The sequence below is a fragment of the Kitasatospora sp. NPDC051853 genome, assembly GCF_044452665.1.
Taxonomy (GTDB): domain Bacteria; phylum Actinomycetota; class Actinomycetes; order Streptomycetales; family Streptomycetaceae; genus Kitasatospora.
Genome location: NZ_JBITBY010000002.1, coordinates 775,877 through 800,586, shown reverse-complemented (window position 1 = coordinate 800,586; position 24,710 = coordinate 775,877). Strand labels below are relative to the sequence as shown.

The window sequence follows — 24,710 nt, the reverse complement described above, 5'->3', positions numbered from 1 at the left end:
CGGCCGTCTGTGAGTGGCAACAGTACGAGCCTCCTGGTCGGGGCTCTCCTGCTCGTCGTGCTCGGCTGGCTGGCGGCCTGCGCCGAGGCCGGCATCTCCCGGGTCTCCCGGTTCCGCGCCGAGGAGGCCGTCCGGGCCGGGCGGCGCGGGGCCGACCGGCTGCTGACCCTGGCCTCCGACCCGATCCGCTACCTCAACCTGGCGACCCTGATCCGGGTCTCCAGCGAGATGGCGGCCGCCGTCCTGGTCACCGTGGTCTGCGTGCGCAGCGTCCACCCGACCTGGCAGGCGGTGCTGCTGGCGTTCGCCGTGATGGTGCTGGTCTCCTTCGTCGCGGTCGGCGTCTCGCCCCGCACGATCGGCCGCCAGCACCCGCTCACCACCTCCACCGCGGCCTCCTTCGTGCTGCTCCCGCTGGCCGGGGTGCTCGGGCCGATCCCCAAGCTGCTGATCCTGCTGGGCAACGCGCTCACCCCGGGCAAGGGGTACAAGGAGGGGCCGTTCGCCTCCGAGGCCGAGCTGCGGGCCCTGGTGGACCTGGCGGAGAAGGACGACCTGATCGAGGACGAGGAGCGCCGGATGGTGCACTCGGTCTTCGAGCTGGGCGACACCATCGTCCGCGAGGTGATGGTGCCGCGCACCGACCTGGTGATGATCGAGCGTCACAAGACGGTCCGTCAGGCCCTCACCCTGGCGCTGCGCTCCGGCTTCTCGCGCATCCCGGTGGTGGGCGAGAACGAGGACGACGTGGTCGGCATCGTCTACCTCAAGGACCTGGTCCGGCGCACCCACATCAACCGGGAGTCGGAGTCCGAGCCGGTCTCCTCGGTGATGCGCCCGGCGGTCTTCATCCCGGACTCCAAGCCGGCCGCGGACCTGCTGCGCGAGATGCAGCAGATGCGCTCGCACGTGGCGATCGTGATCGACGAGTACGGCGGCACCGCCGGGCTGGTGACGATCGAGGACATCCTGGAGGAGATCGTCGGCGAGATCACCGACGAGTACGACCGGGAGCTCCCGCCGGTCGAGGACCTCGGTGACGGCTCGTACCGGATCACCGCCCGGCTGCTGGTGGAGGACTTCGGCGAGCTGTTCGGCCTCCAGTTGGAGGACGAGGACGTGGAGACGGTCGGCGGCCTGCTGGCCAAGCACCTCGGCCGGGTGCCGATCCCGGGCTCCTCGGTCGACCTCCCGGTGCCGGAGGACTCCGGCTCGGAGCTGACCGCGATCCGGCTCACCGCCGAGAGCGCGGCCGGGCGCCGCAACCGGATCGGCACCGTGCTGGCCGCGCCGGTGCGGGAGGAGGACGGGCCCGGGGAGGGCGACGGCCCCGAGGAGTAGCCGGCCCCAGGAGTAGCGTGGACAGCGGGGGCCCGGCCACGCGATCCGCGGGAGGCACGCCGTGTTGAAGCTCAAGGACGACCTGCCGGTCGACCACCGGCTGGCGCAGGTCTACCGCTACGGGGCCGGGCTGGGCGGGGTCTTCCTGCTGTTCTTCGGCATCCTCGGACTGCTGGACCGCCCGGGCTTCCTGGACACCCAGGGGGACCGGGTGGCCGGCATGAGCAGCAACGGTCTGCTCGGGCTGCTCTCGGTGCTGGTCGGCCTGGTGCTGATCGCCGGCGCCGCGATCGGGGGCAACGTGGCCTCCTGGATCAACATGGTGGTCGGCACGGTCTTCGTCGGGGCCGGCTTCGTCGGGCTGATGATCCTGGACTCGGACGCCAACTTCCTGGCCTTCGGCATGACCAACGTGATCTTCAGCTTCCTGTTCGGCCTGACGGTCGCCACTTTCGGCATGTACGGCCGGGTCAGCCGCCACCTGCCGCACGACAACCCGTACTGGCGCGAGCGGCACGCCCGCTACGCCGAGGCCCTGCGCGGCCCGACCGGGCCGCCCGCGGTGCCCGGGCACTGAGACGACGCCGCCGGTTCCGGGAATTCACCTGACGGGGCGTCAGTTCCGGCGGTAGGAAGGGATCTTCACGTACGTCACCCACGCACGAGGAGATCCCGATGACCGCCCGCACCCTGGGTACGCTCAGCACCGCCCCGATCGGCTTCGGGGCGATGGTGCTCTCGCCCGGCATGTACGGGGAGACCGACGACGACCGCGGCGAGCGGGCGGTGCTGGCCGCCCTGGACGCCGGGGTCACCATGTTCGACACCGCGGACGGCTACGGCGCCGACGGCCACAACGAGCGGCTGCTCGGCCGGGCGCTGGCCGGGCGGCGGGACGAGGTGGTGCTGGCCACCAAGTTCGGCTTCCGCATCCCGGAGGGCGCCGAGGCGCACCGCTTCCCGGTCGGCTACGCCTTCGGCGAGCTGGCGGTCAACGCCGAGCCGAAGTACGTCCGGGGCTACGCCGAGCAGTCGCTGCGCAACTTGGCCACCGACGTGATCGACCTCTACTACCCGCACTTCCCGGACCCGCGGGTGCCGCTGGCCGACACCGTCGGCGCGGTGGCCGAGCTGGTGGAGGCCGGGCTGGTCCGCCACCTCGGACTGTCCAACGTGACCGCCGCCCAGCTGCGCGAGGCGCACGCGGTGCACCCGGTGGCGGCGGTGCAGGTGCAGTGGTCGATGTGGCAGCCGGCCGATCCGGCGCTGCTGGCCGCCGCCCGGGAGCTGGGCGTCGGGCTGGTGGCCTGGAGCCCGCTCGGCGGCGGCTTCCTGACCGGCACCGTGCAGCAGCTGGGGGAGGGCGACTTCCGGAAGAACCTGGAGCGCTTCGACGAGGCCAACCTGCGGGCCAACAACGACCGCTACGCGCCGGTCCGGGCGATCGCCGCCGAGCTGGAGCTGAGCCCCGGCCGGCTGGCGCTGGCCTGGCTGCTGCACCAGGACGACCACGTGGTGCCGATCCCGGGCAGCCGCACCCCGGCGCACATCGCCGACAACTGCGCGGCGGCCGCGGTCCGGCTCTCGGCGGCCGACCTGGCCCGGGTGGACGAGGCGCTGGCCGCCTTCGCACCGGCCGGGAAGGGCGACCTGCTGGACGTCTGAGCGCCGCCCGCGGCCGGTCTCCTATGCTCGGCGGCATGACCGATCAGACTGAGCAGACCGCGCTGGACCCCGAGGACAAGAAGATCATCACGCTGGCCCGCTCGGCCCGCGCCCGCAACGGCGTGGCCGAGGGGGCCGCCGTCCGCGACGAGACCGGGCGGACGTACGTGGCCGGCACCGTGGAGCTGCCCTCGCTGCGGCTGACGGCGCTGCAGACCGCCGTGGCGATGGCCGTGGCCAGCGGGGCCAAGGGCCTGGAGGCCGCCGCCGTGGTGACCGAGGCCGAGGCACCGGCCGAGGGCGACCTGGCCGCCGTCCGCGACCTGGGGGGCCCGTCCGCCCCGGTGCTGCTGGCCGGCCCGGACGGGGCCTTCCGCCGGGCGTTCTGACGCGTTCTCCGGCGGGCCGGGGCCGGGGGACGGCCCCGGCCGCCCCACGGCGGGGGCCGGGGGGCGGCGCGCCTTCTGGCCGTGACAGCATGTCGATAATCTGACCGGCATGGGTTCCTGTGCTTTCCTCGCCGGTGTGCTGCTGACCCTGATGGGGCTGGGGCGGTGGCACGAGACCGGATCGCCGTACTGGCTGATCGGGTCCCTGCTGCTGTTCGTGCTGCTGTTGGTGGGCGCGGCGACGGGCAAGAAGGCCCGCTGACCCGGTCCGCTCGGACGATCAGGGAGAATGGTGCGCATGAGTAGCCCTTCTTCCCCGTACCGCTCCGGGTTCGCGTGCTTCGTCGGCCGTCCCAACGCGGGCAAGTCGACCCTGACCAACGCCCTGGTCGGGACGAAGGTCGCGATCACCTCCGACCGTCCGCAGACCACCCGGCACACCGTGCGTGGCATCGTGCACCGCCCCGACGCCCAGCTGGTGCTGGTCGACACCCCGGGCCTGCACAAGCCCCGCACCCTGCTCGGCGAGCGGCTCAACGACCTGGTCCGTTCGACCTGGGCCGAGGTGGACGTGATCGGCTTCTGCCTGCCGGCCGATCAGAAGCTCGGCCCCGGCGACAAGTTCATCGCCAAGGAACTCGCCGAGATCAAGAAGACCCCCAAGGTGGCCATCGTCACCAAGACCGACCTGGTCGACTCCAAGCGGCTGGCCGAGCAGCTGATCGCGGTCCACCAGCTCGGTGCCGAGCTGGGCATCGAGTGGGCCGAGATCATCCCGGTCTCCGCCGTCGGCGACCAGCAGGTCGAGCTGGTCGGCGAGCTGATCACCAAGCTGCTCCCCGAGGGCCAGCCGCTCTACCCGGACGGTGACCTCACCGACGAGCCCGAGCAGATCATGGTCGCCGAGCTGATCCGCGAGGCCGCCCTGGAGGGCGTCCGGGACGAGCTCCCGCACTCGCTGGCCGTGGTGGTCGAGGAGATGATCCCCCGCGAGGACCGTCCGGCGGACCGCCCGCTGCTCGACATCCACGCCAACGTCTACATCGAGCGGCAGTCCCAGAAGGCCATCGTGATCGGCGCCAAGGGCTCCCGCCTCAAGCACGTCGGCACCACCGCCCGCAAGCAGATCGAGGCCCTCCTCGGCACCCCGGTCTACCTCGACCTGCACGTCAAGGTCGCCAAGGACTGGCAGCGCGACCCGAAGCAGCTGCGCAAGCTCGGCTTCTGACGCACCGACGGCCACGGACGGCCCGTACCCCTCACGGGGGTGCGGGCCGTCGGCGTGCGCGGGGGGCGGGGAAGCGCCCGGGTGCGTACACGGTGGAGGTCGGCCGGAGCGCGGCGGATCGCGCCCTGACGGTGCCCCGGGAGGTCAACGGCGGCGCTCCCATCAGCTGACACTTCGTCAGAACGGGATCTTCGGTGTGTGATCCGTGTGGGTTTCGCGCACGGTTCGTTCAGCAGCCCCGTGTCCGGCGTTCATCCGGCCGCATCTGAGCGGTACTTCTGAGCCGAGACGGTCTCTTCCGGCCAAGGCAGCGCGGAAGGGCGGGCACCGGCATGGGGCATCCCAGATTCCTGATCGTCAACAGACCGTCCCGCCCCGACCTCGGTTCGGGCGGGACGGTGTGGCGGTTGCTCGGCGCCAACAACCGGCACCTGGGCCAGAGTCAGGAGATCTTCCGGGACGCGGTGGCCTGCCGGGCCGCGATCGAGGACTTCCAGTCCCGGGTGGACCAGGGGCGGGCCACCATCAGCGCGCTGGACCGGGGGCAACTCTGGCTCTGGCGGCTTGAGTTGGACGGCCGTACGGTGGCCTGCTCGGCCCGCGGCTACCGCCGCCAGCGGGAGTGCCAGTACAACCTGGAGCGCTTCCTCTCCGGGGTGCGCGGCATGGCGGGCGCCGCCGAGGCGGAGCGGGGCGGTGCGGCGTGACGACCGTGGCACCCCCGGCAGCGGACGCCCCCGAGGAGGACGTCCCGCGCCGGATCACCACCAACCCGGGGCTGACCGACCGGATCTTCCTGGCCTGGGCCAAGGGCAGCGGCGCCTTCGTGCTGGTCGTGATGCTCGGGGTCGGCGGCTACCTGGCGGTGCGCGCCTCCGAGGCGCTCTCCACCGCCGGGGTCTCCTTCCTCACCACCGAGAGCTGGAACCCGGACGGCGGCAGGGGCCAGTTCGGCATCGCGGCCGTACTGGTCGGCACCCTGCTGGTCGGCGGGATCGCCGTGCTGCTGGCGGTGCCGCTGGCGCTCGGCAGCGCGCTCTACATCAGTGAGTACGCGCCCCGGAAGCTGCGCCGGACCCTGATCGGCATGGTCGACCTGATGGCCGCCGTGCCCAGCGTGGTCTACGGCGTCTGGGGCTACAAGCTGCTCCAGTACCAGCTGGCCGGGGTGGCCCGCTGGCTCTCCACCTGGCTGGACTGGATCCCGCTGTTCGAGGTGAACGGCGTGGACCCGAACGACCCGCTCACCCCGCCGCTGGTCTACACGGCGTCGAGCCTGATGGCCGGTACGGTCGTCGCCTTCATGATCACGCCGATCATGTGCTCCATCATGCGCGAGGTCTTCGACCAGGCGCCGGCCGGCGAGCGCGAGGGCGCGTACGCGCTGGGCTCCACCCGCTGGGGGATGATCCGCTCGGTGGTGCTCCCGTTCGGCCGGGGCGGGATCATCGGCGGCACCATGCTGGGCCTCGGCCGCGCGCTCGGCGAGACCATCACGGTCTACCTGATCCTCTCCATGGTCTTCGAGATCCAGCCGCGCATCCTGCAGACCGGCGGCAGCGCGGTGGCCCCGATGATCGCGCTCCGGTACGGCGACTCCACCCCGTTCTCCATCTCCGCGCTGATGGCGGCCGGGCTCGCGCTCTTCCTGCTGACCCTGGTGGTCAACTTCGCCGCGGCCGCCGTGGTCGCCCGCAGCCGTTCGGGGGCCAGCTCGTGACCACCACCGTTCCGCACGCCGGTGCCGAGGCACGGCCCGAGCCGGGGCCGCGCACCACCGTGGTCGAGCGCACCGGGGCGCCGGCCCCGCAGCGCCCGCGCCGGATCGCCGCCCGGCGGGCCTCGGACCACTACGCGTTCTGGGGCAGCCTGGCCGCCTCGGTGGCGCTGACCGCCCTGCTGTTCCAGCGCTTCGCGCCGTTCAGCGGCGGCTTCGGCTTCGTGATCTGCGTCTGGTGCAGCTTCCTGGGGCTGTACGCGCTGCTGGTCTCCCGGGACGAGAACAAGCTGGCGGTCCGGGACCGGCTGGCCTCGGTGGTGGTGCACTCCATCGCCGCGCTGCTGCTCGCCGTGCTGTTCTGGGTGGTCGGCTACGTCTTCCTCAAGGGCTGGGACGCGCTCAGCCACACCAACTTCTACACCCAGGACCTGGCCGAGGCCGGGCCCACCGACCCGCTGGACAAGGGCGGCGCGCTGCACGCCATCGCCGGCACGCTGATCCAGATCACCATCTCGCTGGCCATCACCATCCCGGTCGGCATCAGCTGCGCGGTCTTCATGAGCGAGGTGCCCGGACGGTTCAGCCGGCTGGTGCGCACCCTGGTCGAGGCGATGACCGCACTGCCCTCGATCCTGGCGGGGCTGTTCATCTACGCCGTGATGGTGCTCGCGATGGGCCTGTCGCGCTCCGGCCTGGCGGCCGGCGTGGCGCTCTCGGTGATGATGCTGCCGATCCTGATCCGGGCCACCGACGTGGTGCTGCGCCTGGTGCCGGCCTCGCTCAAGGAGGCCTCCTACGCGCTCGGCGCCGGGCGCTGGCGCACCGTCTGGACGGTCACCCTGCCGAGCGCCCGCTCCGGCCTGGCCACCGCCGTGATCCTCGGCGCGGCCCGCGGGATCGGCGAGACCTCCCCGGTGCTGCTCTGCTCGGGCTACACCAAGAACCTCAACCTGAGCCCGCTGCACGACCCGCAGGCCTCGCTGCCGCTGATGGCCTTCACCCTGATCAAGTTCCCCTCCCAGCTCCACATCACCAGGGCCTTCGGCGCCGCCGCGGTGCTGCTCGCGCTGGTGCTGCTGCTCTTCGTGGTGGCCCGCACGCTCGGCGGGCGCGGCCCCGGTGACCTGACCTCGCGTCAGCGCGACCGCCGGGCCCGGCAGTCCGCCGCCGACCTGGCCCGGATGACGGGCCCCGCCACGCTCCCCGCTGCCCGGAAGGCACCCGTGCTCACCCGAATGCTGACCCGCACCCTCACCCTGCTCACCGCGCTCGCGGTGCTGGCCGGCTCGCTGCTGCTCGGCGCGGCGCCCCGGGCCGAGGCCGCCGACTACCGCCGGATCAGCGGTGCCGGCTCCACCTGGAGCAGCAACGCGGTGGACGCCTGGGTCACCAACGTCCGCCAGTACGGCATGACCATCGACTTCGACGCCCAGGGCTCCAGCTACGGCCGCAACCAGTTCAAGAACAGCGCCACCGACTTCGCGGTCACCGAGATCCCCTACGGCCTCACCGACGGCGGGCAGTTCGACGCCCCGCCGCCGTTCCCGACGGCCTACCTGCCGATCGTGGCCGGTGGCACCGCCTTCATGTACAACCTCAAGATCAACGGCAAGCGGGTCAACAACCTGCGGCTCTCCGGCGACACCATCGCCAAGATCTTCACCGGCGTGATCACCAAGTGGAACGACCCGCTGGTGGCCGCCGACAACCCCGGCCTGGCGCTGCCCAACGTGGCGGTCCGCCCGGTGGTCCGCTCCGACGGCTCCGGCACCACGGCCCAGCTCACCACCTGGCTGACCAAGCGTCAGCAGGGCACCTGGGACGCGTACTGCACCAGGACCACCCGGCGCGCGCCCTGCGGGATGACCTCGTTCTACCCGCTGCTGCCCGGCTCCACCTGGCAGTCGCTCGGCACCTCGATCGCGGTGGCCAACGCGGTCTCCAACGACTCCAACGTCGGTGCGATCACCTACGTCGAGTACTCCTACGCCCTCAACTCCGGCTTCCCGGTGGCCAAGGTGCTCAACGACGCGGGCTACTACGTGGAGCCGACCGGCCGCAACGTCTCGGTCGCCCTCGGCCACGCCGGGATCAACCAGGACCTCACCCAGCGGCTGGACGACGTCTACGGCGCCCCGGAGAAGAACGCCTACCCGCTCTCCAGCTACAGCTACATGGCCGTGCACACCAGCGCCACCCAGAGCTTCCCGGCCGAGAAGGGCAAGACGCTCAGCGCCTTCGGCTACTACTTCCTCTGCGAGGGCCAGCGGCAGGCCGACAAGCTCGGCTACTCGCCGCTCACCCAGCAGCTGGTGAGGTCCGGGTTCGAGCAGCTGGCCAAGGTGCCCGGCACCGAGGGCAAGGCCTTCGACGCCGCCTCCTGCGCCAATCCGACCTTCGGGCCGAACGGCACCAACCCGTACGCGGCCGGGGCGCCGGTGCCCCAGGACTGCGACAAGAAGGGCGCCCAGATGTGCGGCACCGCCACCGGCGGCGCCGGCGCCTCGGGAGGCTCCGCCTCCGGTGGCTCCAGCGGTGGCTCGGGCAGCGGCTCGGCGAGCGGCGGGGCCGGCGGCACGGGCGGCACCCGGGGGACCACCGCCGGCGGCACGGGCGGTACCGGCGGCACGGGCGGTACCGCGGGCGCGGCCGGCGGCGGGGGCAACGGCGGTGCGGCGGGCGGTTCCGGCGGGGCGGCCGGCGGTGCGGGCGGCACGGGCGGTGCGGGTGGTACCGCGGCCGGTGGCGCCAACGGCGGTGCGGCGGGCGGTGGTTCGGGTGATCCGGCGCTCGGTGGCGGGGACCCGGCGCTCGGGGGTGGCGGCGGCGGTACGGCCGGTGGCGGCGACGGCGGTGGCCAGCAGGTCTCCGCGACCCAGGTCGAGATCGCCGCTTCCGCGAGCAGCGGCCTGCGGCACTCGCTGATGCTGGTGGCCGGTCTGCTGCTCGGCGCGGTCATCGTGCTGCCGCCGCTGGTGGCCGGGCGGGCCGCCCGTCGCCGGGAGGAGGGCCGATGAGACTGCGTCGGAACTCCGGAGCCCAGCGGCAGGACCCCGGCGAGGCCCGGGAGCCGGGGCAGGGCGCGACGGCGGCCCGGGGCGGGCGTCCGCTGCGGCGGGTGGTGCGGACGGCCGGGGCCTTCGCCCTGGTGCTGGCCACCGCCGGCGGCGTGGCGCTGTCGGCCGGGCCCGGCCCGGCCCCGGTGCGGGTCGCGGCCGGCGGTTCGGCCACCCCCGAGATCCCGGTGGACCCGATCACCGGAGCACCGGTCCCGATCGACGGGCAGCGCCCGGCCGGTGACCCCACCATTCCGGTGGACGCCCCGCCCACCGGGAGGGCCGGCACCCCGGCGGCCCGGTCCGGAGCGGCCTCCGGCTCCGGTGCGGCCGCCCCGGCGGCGCTGTCGGCGGCGGCCCCCGGTGCGGCCCGGCTGGCCGAGGCCGGTTCCGGGTCCGAGAGCGACCAGCGGCCGGTCACGGTGAGCGGCACCGGTGAGTTCGCCGGTCTGGAGGTGACGGTCCACCAGACCGCGCACCTGGTGAACCAGTCCGTCCCGGTCACCTGGACCGGCGGCAGGCCGACCTGGCCGAGCCCGATGATCCTGGCCCGCCACTACCTCCAGTTCATGCAGTGCTGGGGCGACGAGGACACCGGCCCCAGCCGCGAGCAGTGCCAGTACGGCGCCACCAAGGGCGACCCGCGGATCTCCGCCGGTGACTTCGTGAGCACCCGTCAGCTCAACGCGGGCGCGCTCCAGGACAAGGACGACCCGATCCAGCAGGCCAACCCGACCGGGAACATCTTCGTCCCGTTCCGCCCCTCCAACGGCGGCCCGGCGGAGAACGGCGGCGCCAGCCAGTACTACGACGCGCAGACCACCAACGAGGTGCCGTTCGGGCCGACCAGGGCGGACGGCACCGGCCAGATCGACTTCGAGATGCAGACCGGCATGGAGGCACCGGGCCTGGGCTGCGGCCAGACCCCGGCCGGCGCCCCGGCCGACGCGACCCCGCGCCGCTGCTGGCTGGTGATCGTGCCGCGCGGTGAGATCGAGGTGAACAAGGAGGTGCCGACCGGCTCCTCCGGCAAGCTCCAGACCAGCCCGCTCTCCTTCACCAACTGGAACAAGCGGATGGTGGTGCCGCTGAGCTTCGAGCGGGTCGGCCTGTCCTGCCCGATCGGAAGCTCCGAACGCCCCACCAACGGAACCGAGTTGGCGGCCGAGGCGATGTGGCGCTGGCAGCCGGTGCTCTGCCGCCAGGCGGGCGGGATCTTCAGCTACACCCAGATCGCCGACCACCTGGCCCGCAACCAGCTCAACCAGGACGACCCCGGGCTCTCCTACCTGGGCATCCCGCAGTCGCGCGAGGAGGACAGGCCCGGCCGCACCCCGTACTACGCGCCGGTCGCGCTCTCCGGGCTGACCTTCGCCTTCGACATCGAGAGCCAGTCCGGCGTCCGCACGCCGGAGGACAAGAAGAAGAAGGACGGGCAGCGCATCCACGACCTCAAGCTGACGCCCCGGCTCATCGCCAAGCTGATGACCCAGAGCTACCAGCAGTCGGTCAACCCCTTCGACCCGGACGTGCCGGCCGAGAATCCCGTCGACCTGCTGACCGACCCCGAATTCCTGGCGCTCAACCCGTACTTCAAGGACCTGTACTTCCCGACCAGGGTCGCCGACCTGCTGCTGCCCAACGGGGACGGCGACGCCGCCCAGCTGGTCTGGATGTGGCTGCTGAAGGACCCGGAGGCGGCCGCCTTCCTGCGCGGCGAGAAGCACGCGGTCTGGAAGGACACCATCAACAAGGCCTGGATCAAGGTCGGCACCACCTACCCGCGCTCCAACTACCCCAAGCAGGACGCCTACTGCCTGGAGTTCCCGGACGACCCGGACGGCCGCCCGGCCTGGTGCAACCTGGACGCGCACACCTACGCGCCCACCATGCGCGAGGGGGCCCGGGCCATCTCCCGCGGTGACGGCCTGGGCAAGTCGGTCTGGGACGCCACCGTGGTGCCCGGTCAGCTCAAGAAGGGCTCGCCCCAGCCGCAGGGCCTGCGCGCCCTGATGGCCCTGACCACCACCGCCCAGGCGGCCCGGTTCGGCCTGAGCACCGCTCAGATCCGCAACGCCAAGGGGGAGTTCGTCACGCCGACGGACGCCTCCATGCTGGCCATGGCCGACGGCACCGCGCCCGCCTCGGAGACCTCCGTCTGGGTCATCCCGCCGTGGGCCGAGGTGCCCGGTGGCTACCCGCTGACCATGACCACCTTCGCCGCCACCGTGCCCTCGCAGATCACCCCCGAGGCGGGCAAGTCCTACGCCGACCTGCTGCGCTTCGCGGCCGGCCCCGGGCAGGAGACGGGTGTCGCCGCCGGCCAGTTGCCCATTGGTTACGTCCCGTTGCCCGAGCGGATGCGCACGCTGACCAGACTGGTCGCCGACGCGGTCGAGTTCGCGGCGGGCAAGGCGGAGCCGTCCCCCAAGCCGAGCACCTCCGCCTCGCCCACGGCCTCCGGGTCCGCCTCGCCCACGGCGACGGCCCGGCCCACCGCCTCCTCGACCGGCGGCACCACGGTCACCGTTCCCACCGCGCCGGTCACGGTGCTGCCCACGGACAGCGGCGGGAGCGGCGCGGGGAGCGGCGCCGGTACGGGTTCGGGGAGCGGCTCCGGCTCCGGCCCCGTGCAGGTGGGCCGGGAGAACCTGAGCCCGCCGCCGCCCGGCCCCGAGCCCTCCCGCAGCCAGGTGCTGCTCTCCTCCACCCCGTCCGCCTCGCCGGTCGCCAGGACCGCCGGGACCGAGGTCGGCTCCGCCCGCTACGTGCTGCTCGGCACCCTGATCGCCGGAGTGCTGGCGGCCGCCGGCGGCCTGGCCGTGCCGCGCCTGCTGCGCAGGCGGCGGCACTGACCGGGCCGCGGCCCACGGACCAACGAACCACCGATCCACCGTCAACGCAGGTGCGCCACACGGCCGGAGACCCTCCGGCCGTGCCCGAGAGCTGCCCGAAGGAAGAAGGAACCGTGAAGTCTCTGACCAAGAGCAACCTCGCCAAGTGTGTGACCGTGGCCGCCGGCCTGGGCCTGGTGCTGGGAAGCACCGGCACCGCGCAGGCCGACCCGTCGGGCACCCCGGTCTACCGCCAGCTGGCGGGTGTCGGCTCCGACACCACCCAGGGCGTCATGAACGCGCTGGCCAACGACATCACCCTCGGCGGCCAGAAGGTGGTGGCCTCCTACAACGCGCTGGGCTCCGCCACCATCGCCACCAAGGCGGACGCCGCGTGCCAGTCGGTCGCCCGCCCGAACGGCTCCGGCGCCGGCCGCACCGCGCTGGTCAACCAGCTCAACCTGGGCAACGGCTGCCTGGACTTCTCGCGCTCCTCCAGCCTGAACCTGGCCGCCGTCACCCCCGGCCTGACCTACATCCCGTTCGCGGTGGACGGCGTCACCTACGCCGTCAGCTCCGGCTCCGAGCTCCCGCTCGACCTCTCCACCGCCGACCTGCACTCGATCTACACCTGCGACCCGGGCTACGTCGGCACCGCCCCGAACTGGGCCATCAAGCCGCTGCTCCCGCAGCCGGGTTCGGGCACCCGGGCCTTCTGGCTCACCGTGGTCGGCATCACCGAGTCCGACATCAGCGCCAACAAGTACCCCTGCGTGACCGACACCAAGGGCGGCAAGAAGATCGAGGAGCACGACGGCCGCGTCCTCGACACCAAGTCGCTGGTGCCGTTCTCGATCGCCCAGTACATCGCGCAGAGCGCCTCCACCATCGCCGACATCCGCGGCTCCGCCCAGCTCGCCAACATCAACGGCGTGCCCTCGGTGCTGCTGAACACCAGCGCGGCGGCCACCCGCGACGTCTACAACGTGATCCCCACCAGCAAGGTCGGCACCAGCCCGTGGAGCGACGTGTTCGTCGGCTCGGGCTCCCAGGTCTGCCAGCGCGGCACCATCATCAAGCAGTACGGCTTCGGCACCAACGCCAACTGCGGTGACACCTCGCGCGTCACGGGCTGACCTGCGGCACCGGCCCCAGCACCAACGGTTCGACCGGTACGTCCCTGAAACACCCTCAGAGAAGCTCCACTGACGCCCGAAAGGCGAATCTCACCGTGAGCATCCGGATCACCCGCACCATCGCGCTCGGCGCGGCCACCCTGCTGGCCGCGGGCAGCGTCACCATGATCGGCTCCGTCGCGCACGCGGCCGACAGCCCGACCATCGGCAGCCTGGTCGTCAACCCGAACGCCGGCACCATCGACGACACCCTGAGCGTGACCGCCTCCGCCGTCTGCACCGAGGGCACCAACCTCCAGGTCCTGCTGCTCGGCCAGGGCTTCCCGGTGGACGGCTACGGCGCCACCCCGAACCAGTCCAAGGACGGCTTCCCGGCCGACGCCTCGGGCAAGGTGACCGTCCCGCTCTCCAACACCCTGCGCGGCTACGCCCAGGCCAACGGCATCGCCCAGCTCTCGGGCAAGTACGAGCTCCGGCTGCGCTGCCGCGCCAAGGTCGGCACCACCTACTACGGTGACTTCGTCGGTGCGATCTGGCTCGCCAACGCCACCAACTTCACCTCGACCGACCCCAACGCCCCGGTCGCGGTGGCCACGTCCACCACCGTGACGGCCACCCCGAACGGCTCGGCCACCGTGGGCAGCGACGTCACCCTGACCGCCGCCGTCTCCCCGGCCGCCCCCGGCACCGTGCAGTTCCTGGACGGCGCCAACCCGGTCGGCTCCCCGGTCGCGGTGAACAACGGCCAGGCCACCCTGACCACCAACGCGCTGACCGAGGGCGCCCACCAGCTGTCGGCGGTCTTCACCTCCTCCAGCACCGGCTTCCTCGGCTCCACCGCCGCGGCGGTGGCCTACACCATCAGCCCGAAGGGCGCCGCGGCGACCACCACCGCGCTGGCCGTCTCGCCGGCCGGCTCGGCCGCCAAGAACACCCCGGTCAAGCTCAGCGCCAACGTCACCCCGGGCGCCGCGGGCACCGTCGCGTTCAAGGACAACGGCACCGTGCTCGGCACCCAGACCGTGGTCGCGGGCGCCTGCGAGTTCACCACCGTGACCCTGGCCGAGGGCGACCACGCCTTCACCGCCGAGTTCACCCCGGCCGCCCCGGCCGACTTCGCGGCCTCCACCTCCAGCACGGTGGCCTTCACCGTCACGCCGCCGGTGGTCACGCCGAACCCGGGCGGCCCGACCCCGCCCTCCCCGGTCTTCGAGACCATCACCACCTCGGTCGCCCCCGGCGCCCTGGTGATCAGCGTGGCCGGCACCAACGTCACGCTGCCCCCGCTGGCGCTGAACAGCACCAGCACCCTGTACTCCACCGGCGGCCCGATCCAGACCGTCACCGTCACGGACACCCGGGCCGGTGCCCCGGGCTGGTCGGTCACCGGCCAGGTCGCCCAGTTCAACTCGGGCGCCAACGTGATCAACGCGCAGAACCTGGGCTGGGCCCCGAGCCTGGTCTCCAAGGGCGACGGCCTCAAGGTCACCCTGGGCTCCACGGTCAACCCGGCCAACGCGGTCGAGGCCAACGACGCCGGCCCGTACGGCCTGAAGTCGGCCCGCACCCTGGCCACCGCGACCGGCCTCGGCACCGCCAAGCTCGGCGCCGACCTCACCCTGCTGGCGCCGACCTCCACTCAGGCCGGCACCTACCAGGGCCTGCTCACCCTGACCGCGATCTGACGCCGGTAGTTCACCGGGTCAGCGTGCCTTCGTAACCCGGCGGCCGGGCGGTCCGGGCGACACTGTGTCAGCTCTGGACCGCCGGGCCGCCGGTGCCCAACTCCCGTACCGACAAGCGAGGATGACGCCGCCGATGCGCCGATGGCTCCTGGCACTCGCCACCCCGGCCCTGCTCGCCCTGACCGTGCTCCAGGGGACCGCGCACGCGGAGGACCCCCCGGCGCCGAACCCCGGTCAGAGCGCACCCGCGCAGGCCCCGGCCCAGGGCACGCCGCCCGTCGCGCAGACCTTCGGCATCCAGCCCTCGTCCGCCGACGCCCCCGACACCCGGGGCACCTTCGGCTACGCCGCCACCCCCGGCGCGCTGGTCAAGGACCACGTCGCGCTCTGGAACTACAGCGACCAGCCGCTCACCCTGCGGCTCTACCCAGCCGACGCCTTCAACACCGACAGCGGCGGCTACGACGTGCTGCCGGACGGCCGCAAGTCCACCCGGGCGGGCAGCTGGCTGCGCACCGCGGCGGAGTCGGTGACGCTGGCGCCGCGCAGCCGCCAGATCGTCCCCTTCACCCTCGCGGTGCCCGCTGACGCCACCCCCGGGGACCACCCGGCCGGGATCGTCGCCGCGCTGCGGGCGGAGAGCAAGGACGCCCAGGGCAACGCCATCACCGTCGACCAGCGGGTCGGCGCCCGGGTGAACATCCGGGTGCCCGGCGACCTGCGGGCCGAGCTCAGGGTGGAGGACGCCAAGGCGGTCTACCACCCGAGCGCCAACCCGCTCGACTCCGGCCGCACGACGGTGAGTTACACCGTCCGCAACGTGGGCAACGTCCGGCTCGGGGGCAAGCAGGCGGTCCGGGTGACCAACCTGTTCGGCTCGATCGCCACCGGGCAGACCCCGCCCGACCTCCAGGAGCTGCTGCCCGGCAACGCGGTGAACTACCGCTTCGACGTCTCCGGGGTCTACCCGACCCTGTGGGGCACCGCCGGGATCACCGTGGACCCGCTGCCGGTCGGCGGCGACAAGGACCCGAAGCTGATCAGCTCCGTCACCAAGTACGGCTTCGCCTGGATCCCGTGGACCGCGCTGGCGATCCTGCTGGTGGCCGGAGCCCTCGGTCTGCGCTGGTACCGGCGGCGCCGCCGGCCGGCCGCCCCGGCCGCCGCTCCGGGCGGCGCCGCCCCGGCCGCTCCGGCGGCGGTCGCCGTGGCCGCCCTGGTCGCCCTGCTGGCGTTCGGCCAGCTCTGGTCCGCCCCGAGGGCGTCGGCCGCCGAGGCGCCCGGCACGCTGGCCTTCGACTACGCCACGGGCAAGGACGACGACCCGATCGACCTGCTCAGCTCGGCCCCCTGCCCGGACCAGGCGAGCAACTACGTGGCGGTCCGGATCACCGGCGCCGGCTTCCCCGCCGAGGGGTACCCGCTGACCGGCCTGGTGGCCGCCTCGGTCTACCGCCCGTCGAGCAGCGGCGGGTTCGTGCTGCCGCTGGCCAACACCCTGCGGGTGGTGGCCTCCCAGGCCGGGGCCGGGCAGCTCAAGGGCGCGTACACCATCACCGCGACCTGCCGGCACAAGGTCCGCCCGGCCGCGCTCAAGGAGTTCACCGGCACGCTCACCTTCACCGGGCCGAACGCCTGGACCGCCACCGAGGTGGCCCCGGCCGGAGCCGTGCACGCCCCGGCGCCCGACCCCGGCGTCGCCGCCGGCCCGGTGGCCGGGGCCAAGGGCGGCTCCACCACGGCGGCCGCCGCCACCGACGGCGGAGTGCCGCTCTACACCTGGATCTCGGTCGCCGCCGGGCTGCTGCTGCTCGGCTGGATCGCCGTCCCGCGCCTGCGCCGCCGCGCCCGGCGCACCGCCGAGGGGGCCGCCGAATGACCGTCACCGTGCCCCTGAAGGCCGGCCCCGGCCCGCGGGACTGGTCGCCGCCGTCCGCCGAGCCGCCCGCCGCACCGGTGCCGCCGCCCGCCGGGCCCGTCCCGCCGACGGCCGAGCCGCCCGTCCGCCCCTCGACGGTGCGCCGGTTCACCCCGGACGGGCCGCAGCTGATCGGCGCCGCGCTGGCCATCGTGGCCGGGCTGATGCTCGGCCTGCTGCTCGACCTCGGCCCGCTGGGCGGGCTGCGCCACCTGCGCGACCACGAGACCGGGATGGCCGAGCTGCGCCTGAGCCTGGCCCAGGGCACCGCCCCCGTCGGCCAGTTGGACAAGGACGGCAAGCCGGTGGTGCCCGGCACGCCCGTCGCGCTGCTGGAGATCGACCACCTCGGCCTGCGCGAGGTGGTCCGCGAGGGCACCACCGGGGAGGTGCTCTCGGCCGGCCCCGGCCACCGCCGGGACACCGCGATGCCCGGCCAGGCCGGCACCAGCGTGCTGTTCGGCCGGCAGGCCGGCTTCGGCGGCCCGTTCGGCACCATCGGCCACCTGCGGCCGGGCGAGACCTTCAAGGTGACCACCGGTCAGGGCAGCCACACCTTCCGGGTGGTGACGGTCCGCCGCACCGGCGACCCGGTGCCGCCGGTCCTCAAGGCCGGCGGTGGCCGGGTGGTGCTGGTCACCGGCGACGGCCCGCTGTACGCGCCCGACGACCTGCTCTACGTGGACGCCGACCTCGAGAGCGAGGTGCAGCCGAACAACGCCCGCCCGCTCACCTCGGCCGCGCTGCCCGCGGCCGAGAAGGCGATGGGCACCGAGGAGGGCGCCTGGGTGCCGCTGGTCCTCTGGGGCGAGGCGCTGCTGCTGGCCGCCGTCGCCCTGGCCCTGGCCTGGACCCGCTGGGGCCGCTGGCAGGCCTGGACGGTCGGGGTGCCGGTGCTCACCGCCCTCGGCCTGGCCGTCGCCGACCAGGTCGCCCGCCTGCTGCCCAACCTGATCTGACGTCAGTTCCCGTGCTCCGCACCGCCGTTCCAGCCAAGAAAGGGGCCGCCCCGTGAGTCTCGACACCACGGCCGTCCTGCCCGTCGTCCCCACCGTCGCGAGCAACGCCGGGACGCTCGACGCCCACGGCGTCTCGGCCTGGTTCGGCGACCGCAAGGTGCTGGACCGGGTCTCGCTGCTGATGCCGGCCGGGCAGGTCACCGCGCTGATCGGCCCGTCCGGCTGCGGCAAGTCCACCTTCCTGCGCATCCTCAACCGGATGCACGAGCTCATCCCCGGCGCCCAGTTGGCAGGGGAGGTGCTGCTGGACGGCTCCGACGTCTACGCCCCCGAGCGCCGCCTCACCTCGGCCCGCCGGGACATCGGCATGGTCTTCCAGAAGCCCAACCCCTTCCCCGCGATGTCCATCTACGACAACGTGGTGGCCGGGCTCAAGCTCACCGGCCTGCGCGCCTCCCGGGCCGAGAAGGACCACCTGGTCGAGGAGTGCCTCACCAAGGCGGGCCTGTGGAAGGAGGTGCAGGACCGGCTGCGCCAGCCCGGCGGCGCCCTCTCCGGCGGCCAGCAGCAGCGCCTGTGCATCGCCCGCTCACTGGCCGTCCGCCCCAAGGTCCTGCTGATGGACGAGCCCTGCTCGGCCCTCGACCCGACCTCCACCCGCCGGATCGAGCAGACCATCCGCGAGCTGGTGGAGGAGGTCACCATCGTGATCGTCACCCACAACATGCAGCAGGCGCACCGGGTCTCCGACCAGTGCGCCTTCTTCCTCGCCGAGCAGGGCACCCCCGGCGGCATCGTGGAGCACGGGCCCACCGGGGCGATGTTCTCCGCCCCGGTGGACCAGCGCACCTCCGACTACGTCAACGGCCGCTTCGGGTAAGCGACTTCTCCTCCTGGCGGCTGGTGGCCACGGTCCGGCCGGCGGCCGGGCGGAGGCCGGCGGCGGCCAGGGCGGTGGCGGCCAGCAGGAGCAGGGTGCCGAGCAGGAAGGCGGTGCGGAAGCCGCCGGCCAGCGCCTCGGCCTGGGTGCGGCCTGCCTCGGCCAGGCCCTCGGCGCGGCTGCCGGCCAGGGTGATCAGGACGGCCACCCCCAGGGCGCCGCCGACCTGCTGGGTGGTGTTGAACAGACCCGAGCTGACGCCCGCGTCGGCCGGGGCCGCGTCGGCCATGGCCAGCGAGGTGAGCGCGGCGATGGCCAGGCCGAAGCCGCCCGCGAGCAGCATGGTCGGCAGCAGGTGGACGACGTAGGAGGCGTCCGCCGGGAGCCGGGTGAGCAGGCCGATCGCCACCACCAGCAGGCCCAACCCGCCCAGCAGGACGGTCCGTTCGCCGAACCGGGCGACCAGCGGGGCGGACAGCAGCAGCGAGACGCCGCCGATCACCAGCGCGGCCGGGAGCATGGCGAAGCCGGTCGCGGCCGCGCCGTAGCCGAGCACGTTCTGCAGGTAGAGCGCGATCAGCACCTGGAAGCCGAACAGTGCCGAGACCATCAGCACCTGCACCAGGTTGGCGGCCGCCACCCGGCGGGAGCGCAGCAGCCGCAGCGGCAGCAGCGGCTCGGCGGCGTACCGCTGGCGGAGCAGGAAGCCGGCCAGCAGCAGGGCGGCGACGGCGCCGAGCAGCAGGGCGCCGGTGCTGGAGCGCTCGATCGAGACGATCGCGTAGACCCCGAGCATCAGGCCGGCGGTGACCAGCGCGGCGCCCGGCAGGTCCAGTCCGCGCAGCGAGCGGGCCGGGCCGTCGGCGGCCAGCACCCGGAGCGAGAGCAGCACGGCGGCCAGGCCGATCGGCAGGTTGACGAAGAAGATCCAGTGCCAGCCGACCGCCTCGGTCAGCACCCCGCCGAGCACCTGCCCGATCGAGGCCCCGGCCGCCCCGACGAAGCTGAACGCGCCGATCGCCTTCCCTCGCTCGCCCGGTTCGGGGAAGAGCGTGACGATCATCCCCAGGCTGACCGCGGAGGCCATCGCCCCGCCGACGCCCTGGGCGAACCGGGCGGCGATCAGCAGTTCCTGACCGCCCGCCAGCCCGGCCAGCAGCGAGGCCGCGGTGAAGACCACCAGCCCGGCCACGAAGATCCGGCGGCCGCCGAGCAGGTCGCCGAGCCGCCCGGCCAGCAGGAGCAGTCCGCCGAAGGCGATCAGGTAGGCGTTGACCGTCCAGGTCAGGCCCTCGGCGGTGAAGCCCAGGTCGGCCTGGATGGCGGGCAGCGCGACGGTGACGATGGTGCCGTCCAGGATGATCATCAGCATCCCGGCGCAGAGCACGGCCAGGGCCGTCCAGCGCGAATGCGCGGTTCCTCGCGTGGTCACGGAGTTCCTCCCCCTCGGTGGTGGCGACAGGAAGGAAGCTATCAGATAGTCCCGTACGAGACTATCTTTCTCGGTATTGAGTTGTCCGGGGCGGTCTCAGCCGCGCGGGCGGCGGGCCCGGCGCACCGGGCGCTCGCTCTCCACCGGGGTGGCGAGGTGGCCGTCGTGGAGGGTGGTCAGGGCCCGCAGCAGGACCGCGCGGTCCTCCTCGGCGACCGCCTCCAGGGCCTCCCGGTGGACCGCGTCGGCGACCTGCACGCCGGCCGTGACGGCCTCGGCGCCGGCCGGGGTGACGGAGATGATCCGGGCCCGCCGGTCGGTGGAGGAGGGGCGGCGCTCGGCCAGGCCGAGCCGCTCCAGCTCGTCCACGGTGACCACCATGGTGGTCTTGTCCAGGTCGGCGATCTCGGCCAGCTGGATCTGGGTGCGCTCCTGCTCCAGGGCGTGCAGGAGCACGCAGAACCCGCGCGGGGTGATGCCGAGCCCGCTGGCCGCGAAGGCGGCGGACATCCGGGTGGAGAGCACGTGGCTGGTGTGGGTCAGCAGGGCCGACAGGTCCGGCATGGTGCGCGAGGGTTCGGTCATCCCCGCAGTCTACAAACTGCGCATCCAGCGGGATTATCCGGAAGTGGACTACTCCACTCCCGGCGGGCTACTCCACCGGGACGGCCAGGCCCTCGCGCAGGACCAGCGAGACCAGCTCGTGCTGGGAGTCGGTCAGCTTGGGGTCGGCGCAGTGCACCGTCCGCCCGTCCACCGTGATCGCGTAGTGGAACCCGTCCGGCACTCCGTAGGAGGGGTTGCGCAGCCCGCCGGCCACGGCCTCCCTGGCCAGCGCGTGGACGTGCGGCGCGTCCGTGCGCGCGGCGGTGTCCAGCTCGGCTCGGAGGGGGTGTCCGGCGAGGCCGCCGGTCCGGGTCACCTGGATGCGCATGGTTGCCAGTGTGCTACTCAGGGGCACGGCGGCGCTGCCCGTTTCGGTGAAAATTCGGCACCGGATCGGCGAGCGGATCAAGGAGGCGGGGTGCCGCCGGGCTGACGGCACGTCAGTTCGAGCCGTCTCGCTGGGTGGGACAGTGGCCTGCCTCACTTCGGCGGGCGGGGAGCCTGGGTTACGCTGGGCGACATCATGCGCTACCGGCTGCTTCTTCTTAGCTGCCGCGGCGAGGGCCTGTAGACCACGAAGGCCGGCTCCCTCGCCGCGGGATGCTGTGCTGTCCCCGTACGGATGCGGGGCAGTGGTCGGCCGAGTCGGGTGTCCTTTCACCCCGACCAGCCCGCAATCGAGTTCGGAAGCCGAGAGTCCCTTCATGACTGAGCAGTCCGCCATCGCTCGTGCGTTCAACGACCGCCCCACCCCGATCACGGCCGGCACCGTCCAGCAGAAGCCGTCCGGGATGCCGTTCCAGCGGTACGTACCGTTCGGGACCATCGACCTGCCGGACCGCACCTGGCCGTCCAAGGTGATCACCCAGGCGCCGCGCTGGCTCTCCACCGACCTGCGGGACGGCAACCAGGCGCTGATCGACCCGATGTCGCCCGCCCGCAAGCGGAAGATGTTCGACCTGCTGGTCAAGCTGGGCTACAAGGAGATCGAGGTCGGCTTCCCGTCCTCCGGCGCCACCGACTTCGAGTTCGTCCGCTCCCTGATCGAGCAGGACGCCATCCCCGAGGACGTCACCATCTCGGTGCTGACCCAGGCCCGCGAGGACCTGATCGAGCGCACCGTGGAGTCCCTGGTCGGCGCCCCGCGGGCCACCGTGCACCTGTACAACGCCACCTCCCCGCTGTTCCGCCGGGTGGTCTTCAAGGGCAGCAAGGACGACATCAAGGCGATCGCCGTGGACGGCACCCGTCTGGTGATGGAGTACGCCGAGAAGATCCTGGGCGAGGACACCGTCTTCGGCTACGAGTACTCGCCGGAGATCTTCATCGACACCGAGCTGGACTTCGCCCTGGAGGTCTGCGAGGCGGTGATGGACGTCTGGCAGCCCGGCGAGGGCCGCGAGATCATCCTGAACCTGCCGACCACGGTCGAGCGCTCCACCCCGAACGTCTACGCCGACAAGATCGAGTGGATGTCGCGGAACCTGAGCCGCCGCGAGTTCGTCGCGCTGTCCACCCACCCGCACAACGACCGCGGCACCGGCGTGGCCTCCGCCGAGCTGGCGATCATGGCCGGCGCCGACCGGGTCGAGGGCTGCCTGTTCGGCCAGGGCGAGCGGACCGGCAACCTGGACCTGGTCAACGTCGGGATGAACCTGTTCTCCCAGGGCGTGGACCCGATGATCGACTTCTCCGACATCGACGAGATCCGCCGCACCGCCGAGTACTGCTTCCAGATGCCGGTGGCCGAGCGCCACCCCTACGCCGGCGACCTGGTGTACACCTCCTTCTCCGGCTCCCACCAGGACGCCATCAAGAAGGGCTTCGACGCCCTGGAGGCCGACGCGAAGAAGGCCGGCGTGCCGGTCGGCGAGTACACCTGGGGCGTCCCGTACCTGCCGATCGACCCGAAGGACGTCGGCCGCTCCTACGAGGCGGTCATCCGGGTCAACAGCCAGTCCGGCAAGGGCGGCATCGCCTACGTGCTGAAGAACGACCACAAGCTGGACCTGCCGCGCCGTCAGCAGATCGAGTTCTCCCGGATCATCCAGGCCAAGACCGACGCCGAGGGCGGCGAGGTCACCCCGGCCGAGATCTGGAGCGTCTTCCAGGACGAGTACCTGCCCACCCCGGAGAACCCGTGGGGCCGGATCGCGCTGAGCGGCTCGCGCAGCCTGGAGACCGAGGACGGCCGCGACCTGCTGCGCGCCGAGGCCGTGGTGGACGGACGCCCCGTCACCCTGAGCGGCACCGGCAACGGCCCGGTCTCCGCCTTCGTCAACGCGCTGGCCGGGATCGGCGTGGACGTACGGGTGCTGGACTACGCCGAGCACGCGCTGAGCGAGGGCGGCGACGCCCAGGCCGCCGCGTACGTCGAGTGCGCGGTGGACGGCAAGGTGCTGTGGGGCGTCGGGATCGACGGCAACACGGTGCTGGCCTCGCTGAAGGCCGTGGTCAGCGCGGTGAACCGGGCCCAGCGCGGCTGACGGTGCGTCAGGGGGGCCGCCACGGCGGCCCCTTCGGCGTTTCCGGAGGTCCTCGGGGGGTCGGCGGGGCGGGGGCGCGAGGATGTGTTCTGCGACACATTTTTACCCGTTCGGGGTGCTGACACCCGCGCTTAACCGTGGCAGCATCTACCCACCGGAACCGGGGTCGGTGGGACGACCGCGGCGTCCGGTCGCGTGACCTGCCCATTGTTGTGCAGGCCGCCTGCCATGTCTGGGGAGTTGGCGCCGTGACAGGGTTGTGGGGTGTCCGCCCTCGGTGGCGGACGGACGTCCTCGGTGATTTCTACTGTCCGGGCTGCGGCGGGGACCGCAACTACCGTCGGCAGCACGGCCGGCGGTGGCTGCGGTTGTTCGGCACCCCGGTCCTTCCGGTCGGCCCGGTGACGGGCTGCGTGCAGTGCACCACCTGCCACCGGCGGTTCGGGCTGGAGGCACTCGACCAGCTCACCTGCGTGCGGCTGGGCGCGATGCTGCGGGACGCGCAGTACACCGTCGCGCTGGCGGTGCTGGCCGCCGGGGGCACCGGCAGCCGGGCCGCGCGGGACGCCGCCTGCGAGGCGATCCGGGAGGCCGGGTTCGAGGACTGCGGCGAGGCCCAGGTGCTGGCCGCGCTCGCCGCCCTCTCCGGGCTCGGCGGGGACGCCCCGCTCGACCTCGACGCCGTCGGGAACGGCCTCACCGTCGAACTCCACGCCGCCCTCGAACCGTTGGCCCCGCACCTGGCCCAGCCCGGCCGCGAACGCCTCGTCCTCCAGGGCGCCTGGATCGCCCTCGCCGACGGCCGCTACCTCCCCCACGAGCGCACCGCCCTCGCCGCCGTCGGCCGCTGCCTCGGCCTCCCGGCCGCCCGCACCGAAGAACTCCTCGAAGTCGCCACCCGCACCTCCCACTGAGCCGGGCCCGATTCCCCCCTCCGGGCCCGCCACGACCCGCACCCGCAGGACGGTTCCCCCACGGACCAGGGTGCGGGCTCGCGGCTGCGCGGCTCGCCTGCGGCGGGCTCGCGAAGCGAGTGGGTGTCACGGGCTCGGGGCCTCGCCCGCGACGGGCTCGCCGAGGCGTACCCCCACGCGGCGCGTCAGCCGCCTGCCTATGGATCCGGGTCCCTGCCTGCGGCGGGGCTCGTGGGGCGAGCGGGGTCACCACCGGGATGCCCTGCCTGCGGCCGGCTCGGCCGGGGTACGACGCCGTGTCGTGCGGGAGCCGCCTGCGGCGAGCTGACGGGCCGTCGGGCGTCGCCGAGTGCGGGGTGCGCCGCAGGCTGGTGCCCCGGCCCGCCCAGGGTGCCCCGTGCGTGCTCGACCGGCCCCGTCGCGGGCGTGCCTCCTCCCGCTTCCGGAGTCCGCCGCAGGCG

General features: G+C 73.1%; 20 protein-coding genes. 17 read left to right on the top strand and 3 right to left on the bottom strand.

Going from position 1 to position 24,710, the window contains the following annotated elements; genetic code table 11:
• The first annotated feature begins 9 nt into the window (after positions 1 to 9).
• The 15 genes from ACIA8O_RS08330 to ACIA8O_RS08260 all read left to right on the top strand — a co-directional run bounded on the left by ACIA8O_RS08330 (position 10) and on the right by ACIA8O_RS08260 (position 18,811).
• A complete protein-coding gene (locus ACIA8O_RS08330) occupies positions 10 to 1,341 on the top strand; it encodes a hemolysin family protein (RefSeq protein WP_396292794.1) in 1,332 nt (443 codons plus the stop codon).
• A gap of 64 nt (positions 1,342 to 1,405) precedes the next feature.
• Entirely contained in the window at positions 1,406 to 1,918 is a 513-nt protein-coding gene (locus ACIA8O_RS08325) for a DUF4383 domain-containing protein (protein ID WP_396292954.1), read from the top strand.
• 98 nt (positions 1,919 to 2,016) lie between these two features.
• Positions 2,017 to 3,006 carry an aldo/keto reductase gene (locus tag ACIA8O_RS08320; RefSeq protein ID WP_396292792.1) on the top strand — a complete coding sequence of 330 codons (990 nt, stop codon included), beginning with the start codon at positions 2,017 to 2,019 and terminating at the stop codon, positions 3,004 to 3,006.
• A 35-nt stretch (positions 3,007 to 3,041) separates the two neighbouring features.
• A complete protein-coding gene (locus ACIA8O_RS08315; RefSeq protein ID WP_396292791.1) occupies positions 3,042 to 3,395 on the top strand; it encodes a cytidine deaminase in 354 nt (117 codons plus the stop codon).
• A gap of 109 nt (positions 3,396 to 3,504) precedes the next feature.
• Positions 3,505 to 3,657, top strand: coding sequence for a hypothetical protein (locus ACIA8O_RS08310; protein WP_396292789.1), 153 nt, complete (start codon positions 3,505 to 3,507; stop codon positions 3,655 to 3,657).
• 36 nt (positions 3,658 to 3,693) lie between these two features.
• Positions 3,694 to 4,623 (top strand): GTPase Era, encoded by a 930-nt coding sequence (gene era / locus ACIA8O_RS08305; protein WP_345282483.1) that lies wholly within the window; start codon positions 3,694 to 3,696, stop codon positions 4,621 to 4,623.
• A 332-nt stretch (positions 4,624 to 4,955) separates the two neighbouring features.
• Entirely contained in the window at positions 4,956 to 5,330 is a 375-nt protein-coding gene (locus ACIA8O_RS08300) for a hypothetical protein (protein ID WP_396292786.1), read from the top strand.
• Complete coding sequence (gene pstC, locus ACIA8O_RS08295; protein ID WP_396292784.1) at positions 5,327 to 6,343, top strand: phosphate ABC transporter permease subunit PstC; 1,017 nt, start codon at positions 5,327 to 5,329, stop codon at positions 6,341 to 6,343. Before ACIA8O_RS08300 ends, pstC begins: the two co-directional genes overlap by 4 nt.
• A complete protein-coding gene (gene pstA / locus ACIA8O_RS08290; RefSeq protein WP_396292782.1) occupies positions 6,340 to 9,360 on the top strand; it encodes a phosphate ABC transporter permease PstA in 3,021 nt (1,006 codons plus the stop codon). Before pstC ends, pstA begins: the two co-directional genes overlap by 4 nt.
• The gene (locus ACIA8O_RS08285) at positions 9,357 to 12,254 is read left to right on the top strand and encodes a hypothetical protein (protein WP_396292780.1); all 2,898 of its coding nucleotides are present in this window, start codon (positions 9,357 to 9,359) and stop codon (positions 12,252 to 12,254) included. The genes pstA and ACIA8O_RS08285 overlap by 4 nt, the downstream gene beginning before the upstream one ends.
• 113 nt (positions 12,255 to 12,367) lie before the next feature.
• The gene (locus ACIA8O_RS08280; protein WP_396292778.1) at positions 12,368 to 13,369 is read left to right on the top strand and encodes a hypothetical protein; all 1,002 of its coding nucleotides are present in this window, start codon (positions 12,368 to 12,370) and stop codon (positions 13,367 to 13,369) included.
• 95 nt (positions 13,370 to 13,464) lie between these two features.
• A complete protein-coding gene (locus ACIA8O_RS08275) occupies positions 13,465 to 15,054 on the top strand; it encodes an Ig-like domain-containing protein (protein WP_396292776.1) in 1,590 nt (529 codons plus the stop codon).
• A gap of 133 nt (positions 15,055 to 15,187) precedes the next feature.
• Positions 15,188 to 16,933, top strand: a complete 1,746-nt coding sequence (locus ACIA8O_RS08270) for a hypothetical protein (RefSeq protein WP_396292774.1) — start codon at positions 15,188 to 15,190, stop codon at positions 16,931 to 16,933.
• Complete coding sequence (locus ACIA8O_RS08265; RefSeq protein ID WP_396292772.1) at positions 16,930 to 17,931, top strand: sortase; 1,002 nt, start codon at positions 16,930 to 16,932, stop codon at positions 17,929 to 17,931. The genes ACIA8O_RS08270 and ACIA8O_RS08265 overlap by 4 nt, the downstream gene beginning before the upstream one ends.
• 76 nt (positions 17,932 to 18,007) lie before the next feature.
• Positions 18,008 to 18,811 (top strand): phosphate ABC transporter ATP-binding protein, encoded by an 804-nt coding sequence (locus tag ACIA8O_RS08260; protein WP_396292953.1) that lies wholly within the window; start codon positions 18,008 to 18,010, stop codon positions 18,809 to 18,811.
• Here the strand turns inward: ACIA8O_RS08260 and ACIA8O_RS08255 are convergent.
• From ACIA8O_RS08255 to ACIA8O_RS08245, 3 genes are all read right to left on the bottom strand, one after another.
• A complete protein-coding gene (locus ACIA8O_RS08255) occupies positions 18,792 to 20,183 on the bottom strand; it encodes an MFS transporter (RefSeq protein WP_396292952.1) in 1,392 nt (463 codons plus the stop codon). The two genes, ACIA8O_RS08260 and ACIA8O_RS08255, sit on opposite strands and share 20 nt — an antisense overlap.
• Positions 20,184 to 20,339: 156 nt before the next feature.
• Positions 20,340 to 20,828 (bottom strand): MarR family winged helix-turn-helix transcriptional regulator, encoded by a 489-nt coding sequence (locus tag ACIA8O_RS08250; RefSeq protein ID WP_396292770.1) that lies wholly within the window; start codon positions 20,826 to 20,828, stop codon positions 20,340 to 20,342.
• 67 nt (positions 20,829 to 20,895) lie between these two features.
• On the bottom strand, positions 20,896 to 21,177 hold the full coding sequence (locus tag ACIA8O_RS08245; protein WP_396292768.1) for a protealysin inhibitor emfourin: 282 nt from the start codon (positions 21,175 to 21,177) through the stop codon (positions 20,896 to 20,898).
• Positions 21,178 to 21,553: 376 nt separating this feature from the next.
• On the opposite strand from ACIA8O_RS08245, the gene leuA reads away from it, so the two are divergent.
• Both leuA and ACIA8O_RS08235 read left to right on the top strand, forming a co-directional pair.
• Positions 21,554 to 23,335: a 2-isopropylmalate synthase gene (gene leuA, locus ACIA8O_RS08240; protein WP_396292766.1), complete on the top strand. Its 1,782-nt coding sequence runs from the start codon at positions 21,554 to 21,556 to the stop codon at positions 23,333 to 23,335.
• A gap of 368 nt (positions 23,336 to 23,703) precedes the next feature.
• Positions 23,704 to 24,249, top strand: coding sequence for a TerB family tellurite resistance protein (locus ACIA8O_RS08235; protein ID WP_396292763.1), 546 nt, complete (start codon positions 23,704 to 23,706; stop codon positions 24,247 to 24,249).
• Positions 24,250 to 24,710: the final 461 nt, after the last annotated feature.